This window comes from Streptococcus sp. Marseille-Q6488, from assembly GCF_946902925.1.
In the GTDB taxonomy this organism is placed as follows: Bacteria; Bacillota; Bacilli; order Lactobacillales; family Streptococcaceae; genus Streptococcus.
On the sequence record NZ_CAMPPZ010000009.1, the window covers coordinates 151,056 to 163,251 of the forward strand.

11 protein-coding genes and 2 pseudogenes are annotated in these 12,196 nt (G+C 39.1%); 4 read left to right on the plus strand and 9 right to left on the minus strand.

Features of this window, described 5'->3' with window-relative positions:
* Window positions 1-27: 27 nt before the first annotated feature.
* The gene (gene scrK / locus OVN23_RS05310; protein WP_000164310.1) at window positions 28-915 is read left to right on the plus strand and encodes a fructokinase ScrK; all 888 of its coding nucleotides are present in this window, start codon (window positions 28-30) and stop codon (window positions 913-915) included.
* Between the two features lie 319 nt (window positions 916-1,234).
* Here scrK and OVN23_RS05315 read toward each other — a convergent pair whose 3' ends face one another.
* Both OVN23_RS05315 and OVN23_RS05320 read right to left on the minus strand, forming a co-directional pair.
* Complete coding sequence (locus OVN23_RS05315) at window positions 1,235-1,852, minus strand: TVP38/TMEM64 family protein (protein ID WP_267240756.1); 618 nt, start codon at window positions 1,850-1,852, stop codon at window positions 1,235-1,237.
* Window positions 1,853-2,212: 360 nt separating this feature from the next.
* Window positions 2,213-2,477 (minus strand): annotated as a pseudogene (locus OVN23_RS05320) (IS30 family transposase); the annotation flags it as partial.
* 335 nt (window positions 2,478-2,812) lie between these two features.
* Here OVN23_RS05320 and OVN23_RS05325 point away from each other — a divergent pair.
* From OVN23_RS05325 to OVN23_RS05335, 3 genes are all read left to right on the plus strand, one after another.
* Window positions 2,813-3,706: an ABC transporter ATP-binding protein gene (locus OVN23_RS05325; RefSeq protein ID WP_267240757.1), complete on the plus strand. Its 894-nt coding sequence runs from the start codon at window positions 2,813-2,815 to the stop codon at window positions 3,704-3,706.
* The gene (locus OVN23_RS05330) at window positions 3,703-4,902 is read left to right on the plus strand and encodes an ABC transporter permease (RefSeq protein WP_267240758.1); all 1,200 of its coding nucleotides are present in this window, start codon (window positions 3,703-3,705) and stop codon (window positions 4,900-4,902) included. Before OVN23_RS05325 ends, OVN23_RS05330 begins: the two co-directional genes overlap by 4 nt.
* Window positions 4,903-5,175: 273 nt before the next feature.
* A complete protein-coding gene (locus OVN23_RS05335) occupies window positions 5,176-5,358 on the plus strand; it encodes a hypothetical protein (protein ID WP_267240759.1) in 183 nt (60 codons plus the stop codon).
* A 28-nt stretch (window positions 5,359-5,386) separates the two neighbouring features.
* On the opposite strand, the gene OVN23_RS05340 is transcribed toward OVN23_RS05335, so the two are convergent.
* From OVN23_RS05340 to OVN23_RS05370, 7 genes and pseudogenes are all read right to left on the minus strand, one after another.
* Window positions 5,387-6,082: an LrgB family protein gene (locus OVN23_RS05340; protein WP_267240760.1), complete on the minus strand. Its 696-nt coding sequence runs from the start codon at window positions 6,080-6,082 to the stop codon at window positions 5,387-5,389.
* Entirely contained in the window at window positions 6,079-6,453 is a 375-nt protein-coding gene (locus tag OVN23_RS05345) for a CidA/LrgA family protein (protein WP_000781325.1), read from the minus strand. The genes OVN23_RS05340 and OVN23_RS05345 overlap by 4 nt, the downstream gene beginning before the upstream one ends.
* A gap of 184 nt (window positions 6,454-6,637) precedes the next feature.
* Window positions 6,638-6,931 (minus strand): annotated as a pseudogene (locus tag OVN23_RS05350) (ATP-binding cassette domain-containing protein); the annotation flags it as partial.
* Window positions 6,932-7,158: 227 nt separating this feature from the next.
* Window positions 7,159-8,241 (minus strand): N-acetylmuramoyl-L-alanine amidase family protein, encoded by a 1,083-nt coding sequence (locus OVN23_RS05355; RefSeq protein WP_267240761.1) that lies wholly within the window; start codon window positions 8,239-8,241, stop codon window positions 7,159-7,161.
* Between the two features lie 12 nt (window positions 8,242-8,253).
* Window positions 8,254-9,474, minus strand: a complete 1,221-nt coding sequence (locus OVN23_RS05360; RefSeq protein WP_267240762.1) for a caspase family protein — start codon at window positions 9,472-9,474, stop codon at window positions 8,254-8,256.
* A 373-nt stretch (window positions 9,475-9,847) separates the two neighbouring features.
* On the minus strand, window positions 9,848-10,930 hold the full coding sequence (locus OVN23_RS05365; protein WP_267240763.1) for an N-acetylmuramoyl-L-alanine amidase family protein: 1,083 nt from the start codon (window positions 10,928-10,930) through the stop codon (window positions 9,848-9,850).
* 12 nt (window positions 10,931-10,942) lie between these two features.
* Window positions 10,943-12,181, minus strand: coding sequence for a caspase family protein (locus OVN23_RS05370; RefSeq protein ID WP_267240764.1), 1,239 nt, complete (start codon window positions 12,179-12,181; stop codon window positions 10,943-10,945).
* Window positions 12,182-12,196: the final 15 nt, after the last annotated feature.

The following is a 12,196-nucleotide window of genomic DNA, read 5'->3' on the forward strand; positions in this document are numbered from 1 at the left end:
AAAGAAAATAAAAACAAGAGGTTTATCATGACAAAATTATATGGAAGCTTGGAAGCGGGCGGTACAAAGTTTGTCTGTGCTGTCGGTGATGAAAACTTTAACGTTGTAGAAAAGACACAATTTCCAACAACAACTCCAATCGAAACAATCGATAAAACCATCGAGTTCTTCTCAAAATTCGATAACCTTGCTGGTCTTGCAGTTGGTTCATTTGGTCCCATTGATATTGATAAAAACTCAAAAACTTATGGCTTTATCACGACGACTCCAAAACCAAACTGGGCAAATGTGGACTTGCTTGGGGCTCTTCGTCGCGCCCTCAACGTGCCAATGTACTTCACAACAGACGTAAACAGCTCTGCTTATGGTGAAGTGGTTGCCCGTAACAATGCTGGTGGTCGTATCGAAAACTTGGTTTACTACACAATCGGTACAGGTATCGGTGCAGGTGTCATCCAACGTGGTGAGTTTATCGGTGGTGTGGGTCACCCTGAAATGGGTCATTATTATGTTGCTAGACACCCAATGGATATTGAAAAAGAGTTTAAGGGTGTTTGTCCTTTCCATAAGGGATGTCTGGAAGGCTATGCAGCTGGTCCAAGTTTGGAAGCTCGTACAGGTGTACGTGGGGAAAATATTGAACTCAACAACCCTGTTTGGGATGTTCAAGCCTACTATATCGCTCAAGCTGCGGTTAATGCGACAGTGACTTTCCGCCCAGACGTGATTGTCTTTGGTGGAGGGGTCATGGCTCAACAACACATGTTGGATCGTGTCCGTGAGAAATTTACATCTCTTCTCAATGGCTACCTACCAGTACCAGATGTGCGTGATTACATCGTGACGCCAGCAGTCGCAGGGAATGGTTCTGCCACACTTGGGAACTTTGTTCTTGCAAAAGAAGTTTCAAAATAAAGTACAAAATCCGCTTGGGAAACCAAACGGATTTTGTGGTTGAAAACAATAATTTTGAGCCTTTTCTTAAGTGATTACGGACGGTAGCGACTTTCTTCGAAATTCCATACCTAAACTTTGAGCCTAATGTCTCAAAGTTTCCGAACACCTGAAACCATTAGATTTCAGGTGTTTCTATCACGGCGGAAAGGCTAGGTAAGTCCTCGCCTGACTATCGAAAAATAGGCATGATTTCCATACCAAAGTATATTTAGTATCAAGCTATAATCAATCTACGCTCTAAAAATCCGCTTGGGAAACCAAACGGATTTTTTACGTGTCAAAGCATTTGCCAGAAAAAGTCAATAATATAGGTCAGACCGTAGGTATAAACCACGAGGGTAAAGGGCTTGGTCAGAATGATGATAGTCATATAGCGCTTGAAACTCATCTTGGTCAGGGCAGCCAACATACAGAGAAAGTCAGCTGGACTAATGGGCCAAATCATCATAAAAATAAAGAAACGGTCAAAACGATTGCCCTTATCCAACCAGCCGATATACTTGTCGTAGGTGCGCTTGCTGACGACAGACTGGACAAAGGCGGCCCCATAGAGGCGCACCAGATAAAAGATAATGGCACAGCCAATCACGATGCCGATATAGTTGTAGATAGTCCCGATGATGTGACCGTAGATAAAGACGCCAGCCACCGAGGTCAAGGCCCCAGGAATGATAGGGACGACTGTCTGTAAAATCTGTAAAAAGATAAAGAGAGGTGGCCCCCAGATACCTGCCTGCTGGATAAAGGCAGAGAGGGTTTCCTTAGACTGTAAAACCCCAGCCTGATAAGCCCAAATACAGAAAATCAAACTCCCAACCCCACCGACAATCGATGAGATGTTGATAACTCGCTGCAGAAGGGGAGAAACAGCTTTCATTTGTTTATTCTGTGACATGTGAACTCCTCGTAGATAGTATAACTCTACTATACCATATTTTGGAGGAGAAAGGGGGAATGAGTGATTTTGCTGAGAAATAGATGGGAATACAGGCTTTCGAGGCTTAGAATAGGCCTGCTTCCTAAAGTTTACATGTATTCTAAGTCTCGAATAGCTTATCTGAGATAATTTTGAGGCATTCGAGCTTTCAAATAGTCATCTTCTCTAAAGTTTAGATGTATTCTGAAGCTAGAAAGATTAAAATATAAAAGTAATAAGAGTCTCTCTCTGATGGACGTAATTTATGTCTAGTATGAATCCTTTGAATCGTTAGTTAATTTTAATATTGATCAGTTCTGAAATAATTACTAAATATAGTTAGATGGTGAATGAATTATTGCTAAATTTCAAGTTCAAGTTAGCCATCCAGAAGTCTTCTCTGGGGGACTTGTAGTTCAAGCATTTTTTAGGATAGTTGTTAATCCAATTTTCGATGAATGCGATTTCTTTGGGAGTCGTTTTCTTAGTTCCCTTAGGCTTAGGTAACCATTTACGAATGAGCTTGTTGTGATTTTCATTAGATCGCATAGTAGATATGTTCCTTAGAAAACACATCAGACAAGCGGTTGAATTCCGTTCCGTCCATTAGTAGATAAAGGATTACTCCTGCTTGAAATGACAGATGAACTGGTTTCTTATAAAAAATGTTGTCTGAAATTATTCGCCTTTTTCCAGAAGTTTTAGAGGAAGAGAACTTTATGGGGAAAAAGGAGTTACTCAAATAACAATTCAGGATCAAAAATAGACAGTTGAGGAGCAGAGTGGATAAATTAAGTTTGCTACTGTATAATGGATTTATCACTAAAAACGCTCCAGGCCATATTTTACATAGCATTAGTCTTCTAAAAATGGACAGAAATCATTGTAAAGGCTATCAAAAAAGAGTATAATGAGTGAAAGAAATTTCGGAGGTTAAAGATGCTAGAAGTAAGAAGTCTAGAGAAAAGTTTTGGATCCAAGCAAGTTTTGTTTGGTATTGACTTTCAAGCGCGACCAGGTCGTATTTTGGGATTAGTCGGGAAAAACGGTGCTGGGAAGACAACAATTTTCCACAGTATTTTGAAGTTTTTAGAATATCAAGGAGAAATCAGTCTGGATGGTCAGGATATTCGTCAGGAAACCTACGCTCGGATTGGCTATCTGCCTGAAGAACGCAGTCTCATGCCTAAATTGACAGTCCTTGAACAAGTTCGCTACTTGGCGACTCTAAAAGGCATGGATGCCAAGGAGGTCAAGGAAAAACTCCCTCAATGGATGAAGATGTTGGAAGTGAAAGGGAAGCTGACTGATAAAATTAAGAGTCTGTCAAAAGGAAATCAGCAGAAGATTCAGCTCATCATTACTCTGATTCATGAACCAGACTTGATTATCTTGGATGAGCCTTTCAGTGGATTGGACCCGGTCAATACAGAATTGCTCAAGCAAGTCATTTTTCAAGAAAAAGAACGTGGGGCAACCATTATCTTTTCTGACCATGTCATGACCAATGTTGAGGAACTTTGTGACGATATTCTGATGATCCGAGATGGCCGTGTGGTCTTGCATGGACCAGTTCAGGATGTCCGAAATCAATACGGGAAAACACGTCTCTTTGTTTCAAGTGAACGAAGCAAGGAAGAATTGGAAAAACTTCCTCATGTTAAACAGGTGAGCTTGACCAAACAAGGCAGTTGGAAATTGATTTTGGAGGATGAGAGCGCTGGAAGGGAACTTTTCCCAATCTTGACTCAGGGGCAATATATCGCAACCTTTGATCAACAAGCGCCAACAATTGATGAAATCTTTAAACTAGAATCAGGGGTGGAAGTATGAGAAATATGTGGGTTGTAATCAAGGAAACCTATCTTCGACATGTCAAATCGTGGAGTTTCTTCTTTATGGTGATTTCACCGTTCCTCTTTTTAGGAACCTCTGGAGGAATTGCTTATCTCCAAGGCTCTTCAATGGCTAAAAATGATAAAGTGGCAGTAGTGACAACAGTGCCATCTGTAGCAGAAGGATTGAAGAATGTAAATGGTGTTAATTTTGACTACAAAGACGAAGCAAGTGCCAAAGAAGCGATTAAAGATGAAAAATTAAAAGGTTATCTGACTATTGACCAAGAAGATAGTGTCTTGAAGGCCGTTTATCATGGCGAAACGTCGCTTGAAAATGGAATTAAATTTGCAGTTACAGGTACACTCAATGAACTGCAAAATCAGCTTAATCGTTCAACTGCCTCCTTGTCTCAGGAGCAGGAAAAACGCTTAGCGCAGACAGTTCAATTCACAGAAAAGATTGATGAAGCCAAGGAAAATAAAAAAATGATTCAAACCTTTGCGGCCGCAGGGCTTGGTTTCTTCCTTTATATGATTTTGATTACCTATGCTAGTGTCACTGCTCAGGAAGTGGCTAGCGAGAAAGGAACCAAAATTATGGAGGTGGTCTTCTCTAGTATCCGAGCTAGTCATTATTTCTACGCTCGCATGCTGGCTCTGCTTCTTGTGATTTTGACCCATATTGGCATTTACGTCGTGGGTGGACTTGCTGCCATTCTTCTCTTTAAAGACCTACCAATCTTGGCACAATCTGGTATTTTAAACCATATAGGAGAGGCTTTCTCGCTCAACACCTTATTGTTTGTCTTGGTTAGCCTCTTTATGTACGTTGTTTTAGCAGCCTTCCTAGGTTCTATGGTTTCTCGTCCTGAGGATGCAGGAAAAGCCTTGTCGCCTTTGATGATTTTGATTCTAGGTGGTTTTTTTGGAGTGACAGCTCTAGGTGCAGCTGGTGACAATCTCATCTTGAAGATTGGTTCATATATTCCCTTTATTTCGACTTTCTTCATGCCATTTAGAGCTATTAATGGTTATGCAAATGGCCTAGAAGCTTGGATTTCGCTTGCTATTACGATTGCTTTTGCAGTAACTGCAACAGTCTTTATCGGACGTATGTATGCTAGTCTCGTTCTGCAAACAGATGATTTAGGACCTTGGAAAACCTTTAAACGTGCCTTATCTTATAAATAGAAGAGCCTCGCGAAAGCGAGGTTTTTAAAGGTGAAAAGAGTGGAATCACGAACCTAATTATGCACACATTATGTAAACAGGTTGCTTGAAAACTCAATTGTATAGTGAACTGAATCTGGAATAGGATAATATTGCTTCTAAAACATTCTTATAAATTGATTTGAATTCCAAAATCCCATCGTTCCGTTCTTATTTCATTTTGCGATATAGTGAAAGGAAATAAGTCAGCTCACAAAAAATGCATACTACCAGGATTTTTCAAGACTTAGTAGTATGCGTTTTTTGATTGTGAAGACTTTTCATCCAGCCTCTTTATGTGATAAAGTATCGTTAATAGTCAATAAAAATCAGACTGGGAAGTTAGCGGAAGGCTCCTCGAAATATAGTTTTGAGGTTGTGGATAGAACTGACGAAGTCAGCTCAAAATACTGTTTTGAGGTTGCAGATGGAAGTTGACGCGGTTTGAAGAGATTTTCGAAGAGTATTAACTCAATATCAAACTGGCTACGATAGGGCTGACAAAGACATAGAGAATACCAGTGATACCGATAGCCAAACCACCCATAGCTCCTGCTACAGAGCCGTATCGGAAGGCTGTCCCTGTTCCGACTGCATGGCCTGTCCCACCGAGGGAAAGACCAACAGCTACTGGGTCGTCAATTTTCAACCACTTCAAAAGGGTTGGTCCGATGACACTGGTTAAAATCCCAGTCGCCACTACAACCACCAAGGTCACAGTAGTCAGACCTTGCAATTTTTCTGTAATTCCCACTGCCATGGCGGTTGTTACTGACTTAGGAAAGAGAGAAATGGCTAAGAAAAAGTCCATGCCAAAAATCTTAGCCACAAGGGCTGTGAAAGAGGTGTTGACCACTACCGCTAGCAGACTACCAAAGAGAATACTCCGAGCATGGTGCTTCATCAAGTGAAAACTCTTGTAAAGCGGAATCCCTAGAGCCACTGTCGATGGGACAATCAAGTTGTTCAGATAAACTCCACCTTGGTAGTAATCTTGGTAAGAAATACCCGTCACTTTCAGAAAGATAATAATGAAAACAGCTGATAAAAGCAAGGGCGTTGTCAATGGATGAGGAAAACGTCTGTAAATCAGCATTCCCACTAGATAAGCTAGGATAGATAGGGCAAGCCCAAACAGGGGATTGGAAACAAATTCACTCATTTGGCATCTCCTTTCTCATAATCTCCCTCAAACCGTCTCTTGATGAACTGAACTACCAAGGCTATGAGGATAATATTGATGACTGCTGCAAAAAAGACAATCAAAACAATAGGCAAGAGATAGGGAGCAATCACATCAAACTTCTCCATGATTCCCACTGCTGGCGGCAAAAAGAGAATGGTCATATTGGCTAGCAAGAAATTCCCCACCATATTGACATGCCTAGTTCTCAGCCACTTGAATTGTAGGGCTAGAAAGAGAATAATCAAACCGATAATACTGCCTGGGATGGGCAAGTGAAAGAAACTAGAGATTCCCTCTCCGATTAGAGAAATCACAAAGAGAATCATTAATTGAACATATAATTTCATCCTAAACTCCACGAAATAGACTTCTTGCATACCAGTTTACTCTTTTTTCAGAAAATTTCAAGGAAATACATAAAGGTTAATGAAAATTAAAGAATAAACTAGGAAGTCAGCCGCATGTTGCTCAAAGCAAAGTCTTGGGTTTGTAGGTCAAACTGACATAGTTTGAAGCGATTTTCGAAGAATATTACTTTTCTTTGCTTAAGTGAATGACTTGGTCGTAGTGTTTTAAGTCTTCTTCCGTGTAGTGGTGAATGACTTCAATGACTGTTTGAGGTAGGGAGAAGAGTAAATCGCTAATTTTTCTGCTATTTTCCGAGTCAAGATTGGCCTTAATTTCATCTGCTAAGATGAGTTGGCTATCATGGTAGAGAGCGCGAGCGATTTCTAGGCGTTGTTTCTCGCCACCAGATAGACTATCATTACTGAGTGTTCGATTTTTCAAATGTTCTAATCCCGTTTTTTTGAGGATATGATTTAGCGTTTGCTTTTATCTTAAATACTTCATATAAAAATGTAAATTTTTGGGGGATATGCAATTAAATGAAAATATCGTACTGACACAGATTAAAACAAAAAGCGAACAAAACAGAATTCGTTGTTTCGATTCGCTTTTTGTATTATTATCTAAATTTTTCTTGTAGTTCTGATAACATTTAGTTTGAGCAGGTACACTAATAACTGATGGAATAAAATGTGTACTTTAGATTATTTCCAAGCGCCACTGGCATCTACATAGTAACCATCTGGTGTGTAGGTATTGTGAAGCATCTTACCTGATGAAGCAAGGTAATACCAAGAGCCGCTATCTTTTACCCAGCCTGTTGCCATAGAACCTGAGTCTCTTAGATAATACCAAGAGCCACTATCTTTGAACCAACCTGTCGCCATAGAACCTGAGTCTCTTAGGTAATACCAAGAGTGATTATCATATAGCCAGTCACTAGCAATCATGGCTCCTGATGATTTAAAGGCATACCAGTTGCCACCTTGATAGAGCCAAGTTTGATTGAACATGACTCCTTTATCATTCATAAAGTACCAAGTTCCCTTGTCCTTAACCCAAGCATTTTTAACTAATTGCCCTTGTTTTTGATAGTACCAGCTTTCACTGTAATTCTTTTTTAGCCAACTTTCTGCTTTTAGAATCGGATAAAGTATTTTGAAGGCTCCTCCCCCTCTGTAGGAATGACTGATAACTCCTGGTTTTTGAAGTTTCAATTCTACATAGTCGTCTTCCCAAGCAAACACTTTTTGACCATTGAGAGTCTCTGGTAAGGTAGCAGTGTAGGTCTTAGTTTGATAGTCCCATTTTGCATCAAGGTAGGTGTGTTGATCATTTGATTCGTCAATACGGAAGTAACCACTCTTTCCGCCATCATTATATACATCATCTACTACTTTAGTGGACCAGGTCTTTACTTCATTTCCGCTCTTGGCTTCTACCTTGATATCTCCTCTATAGCCATAAGGTACATAGAAATTCAGGTAACGCCCCTCTACCCCCATCATAGACTTGTCCTTTTCTTGACCTAGGAAATTGACAGTTTGATCTTGACCATTGAGACTGACCGTCCACTCGATTTTCTCGGTTTTTGGCAAATTCAAGACTTTGATATCTACTTCATTTCCATTGTCAAATCGAAGAATTTTGCCATCTTGATACTTAACCCCACCCTTGATAACCCACTCTTCTTTCAGCTCGAAGGCCTTTCCTGAATGAGGGAAAGCTAGTAAAGCTAAACCTGCTAGAGACAAACCAAATAGTGTGATTTTTTTTGATACTTTCATTTTCTTAACTCCTTATTTTTGGAATAAAACAAATTGACTGTTTTCTGGATAAACTTCAATATGTTGTTTATGATTTTGTTTTAAGACTTGTTCACGTGAGTAAGAATACAATTCGTTTAACGTGATTCTATTGTTATAATTTTGATCAGCAATTAAAGAACCTTGAGATTGCTGTACAGGGTTCCATCCTGAACCTAAAGACCAATATTTAGTTGCCAAACTTAAAGCTCCGCCGCTAGAGTATTCTGACGAACTTGATGAGCAGAGTACTAAAAATTTAGAGTCAATCATCTCACCTGCTTTTTCGCCACCATTCATATTAGAAAAACCTGATACAAATTCATCTAAATCAAAATATTTCGTAGAGGCTTCTTCATTGGCTTCACCTGTATTATCTTTAGAAATAATTGTCCCAGCGTGACAACAATCCAGCATAACCACAAACTTACCTTTATATTGTTTCAGTATAGATGCCAATTCCCAACCTGAAAATGTCTGACCATCGCTACCAAGATAGATTCTTCCGTCTCTTCCTCCATGACAGGTAAGGTAAAGATAGTTCACATCGCTTTCGCTAGAAGATTTGAAAAGTTCTTCCATTTTTGCAATAATCTCGGACTTGGTTTTATCTGGGAAACGAACAACTTTACTAAAGTTTTGGTTACTAAATACCTTTTCCATAGCATTAACGTCTTCGATAGGTACTGCTCTCGTTGATGTTTCACCAAGAACTAAAGCACGGCGATTAATCGTTTGTCTTGCCCCACTACTAGCAAAGAAATAAGTATCATCTCCAATATTGTGCCAACCTGTCTGCATAGCACCGCTGTCAGCTAAATAATATTGTTTCCCTTCGATAGTCTGTAGGCCAGTTTGCATGACACCGCTAGTATTTAAATAGTACCAACTACCAGAAATCAAACACCAGCCTGTTTTCATAGCACCACTATCATCTAGATAATACCAATTTCCATGCTCATTAAACCAACCTGTTTTCATCCAACCTTCACTATCAAAATAGTACCAGGTTTCATTGATCTTTTCCCACCCGTTTTTAGTGTAAGAACCGTCAGAATGTTTATACCACCAACGACCATTCGATTGAATCCAACTGCCATTAGAGTGACTATAAGCCTTGGGAGAAATAGATTCTTGAGCAGAAACTGGACTATTTACTGGTAGTGTTGTCACTAGGCTCAGTAAAGCAACTGATGACAATAAAATTTTTTTCATAATCATATTGTCCTTTCTGTTTTATTTTTGTATAATCATAATCATATCACAAATAAAAAAACAGGTTTTATTTTTTGCAGAAATGGAAGAGGAATACTATGGAAAATTTTGGAGCAGTTTTAAAGTGCTTGCCTTTTGTAGTATAATTGTCTTGCATCTCTGTGCCTTTCTTATGTTTTTGACTGAATAAAAGTCTAATAAGTAGGAGAGGTTCTTTTCCATAATTTCTCGAATAGAATACAAAAAGCGAACAAAACAGAATTCATTGTTTCGATTCGCTTTTTGTATTATTATCTAGATTTTTTGTAGCTCTGATAACATTTAGTTTGAGCATGTACACTAATAGTTGATGGAAAAAAATGTGTACTTTAGATTATTTCCAAGCGCCACTGGCATCTACATAGTAGCCATCTGGTGTGTAGGTATTGTGAAGCATCTTACCTGATGAAGCAAGGTAATACCAAGAGCCGCTATCTTTCACCCAGCCTGTTGCCATAGAACCTGAGTTGTTTAGATAATACCAAGATCCACTATCTTTGATCCAACCTGTCGCCATAGAACCTGAGTCTTTTAGGTAATACCAAGAGTGATTATCATATAGCCAATCACTAGCAATCATAGCTCCTGATGATTTAAAGGCATACCAGTTGCCACCTTGATAGAGCCAAGTTTGATTGAACATGATTCCTTTATCATTCATAAAGTACCAAGTTCCACTGTCCTTAACCCAAGCATTTTGAACTAGTTGACCTTGTTTTTGATAGTACCACTTTTCACCTTGATTATTTTTTAGATTTAGCCAGCTTTCTGATTTTATAATTGGATAAAGTTCTCTGAAGACTCCTCCATCATCATATTTATGACTGATAGTCCCTGGTTTTACAAGTTTAATATTACCATACTCCTCTGCCCAAGCATAGACTTTTTGACCATTGAGAGTCTCTGGTAAGGTAGCAGTGTAGGTCTTGGTTTGATAGTCCCATTTAGTATCAAGGTAGGTGTATTGATCATTTGATTCTTTAATATGGTAGTAGCCACTCTTTCCACCATTATATACGTCATCTACCACTTTAGTGGACCAGATTTTTACTTCATTTCCGCTTTTGGCTTCTACCTTGATATCTCCTCTATAGCCATAAGGTACATAGAAATTCAGGTAACGTCCTTCTTCTCCGATGGTTCTATCCACTTCTTGACTTAGGAAATTGACAGTTTGATCTTGACCATTGAGACTGACCGTCCACTCGATTTTCTCAGTTTTTGGCAAATCCAAGACTTTGATATCTACGCTATGGCCATTGTTAAATCGAAGAATTTTGTCATCTTGATACACAACTCCTCCTTTAACATGCCAAACTCCTTTAAGCTCAAATGCCTTTCCCGAATGAGGGAAAGCTAGTAAAGCTAGGCCAGCTAGAGATAAACCAAATAATGTGATTTTTTTTGATACTTTCATTTTCTTAACTCCTTATTTTTGGAATAAAACAAATTGACTGTTTTCTGGATAAACTGATACATGTTGCTCCTTGTTACTGCTGGATGCATCTTCAAGGACTAGAGGATAAGAGTATTGATACAGTTCCTCTAAAGTGATTTTTCCGTTAGTATTGGTGTCTGCCATAGGAGAAATCATTCTATTTTGAAGTGAATCCCAACCTGTACCCATTGCCCAGTATCTGGTGGCAAGACTACCTACTCCGACTGCACTATAGGACTCTTCATCCTTACAAGAGGCACATAGTACGAGGAACTTAGAATCAAGCATTTCACCATTCTTGCTTGCTAGATCTCCTGTTGAAAATCCTGCCAAAAATGCTTGTTCATCAAATTTTTCTTCAGACTTGGAGGCAACCTTTTTGTTTGGCTTACCTACATCTATAATTGTTCCTGAATAGCAACAATCCAGCATAACCACAAACTTACCTTTGTATTGTTTCAGTATAGATGCCAATTCCCAACCTGAAAAGGATGTTTTATCGCTACCAATGGCTATCGTCCCATCTTCTCTTCCATGACAAGTAAGGTAAAGATAGTTCACATCGCTTTCGCTAGAAGATTTGAAAAGTTCTTGCATTTTTGCAATAATCTCGGACTTAGTTTTATCTGGGAAACGAACAACTTTACTAAAGTTTTGGTTACTAAAAACCTTTTCCATAGCATTAACGTCTTCGATAGGTACTGCTCTCGTTGATGTTTCACCAAGAACTAAAGCACGGCGATTAATCGTTTGTCTTGCCCCACTACTAGCAAAGAAATAAGTATCATCTCCAATATTGTGCCAACCTGTCTGCATAGCACCGCTATCAGCTAAATAATATTGTTTTCCTTCGATAGTCTGTAGGCCAGTTTGCATGACACCGCTAGTATTTAAATAATACCAGCTACCAGAAACCCAACACCATCCCGTTTTCATAGCACCACTAGTATCTAGATAATACCAATTTCCATATTCATTAAACCAACCTGTTTTCATCCAACCTTCACTATCAAAATAGTACCAGGTTTCATTAATCTTTTCCCACCCGTTTTTAGTGTAAGAACCGTCAGAATGTTTATACCACCAACGACCATTCGATTGAATCCAACTGCCATTAGAGTGACTATAAGACTTGGGAGAAATAGATTCTTGTGCAGAAACTGGACTATTTACTGGTAGTGTTGTCACTAGGCTCAGTAAAGCAACTGATGACAATAAAATTTTTTTCATAATCATATTGTCCTT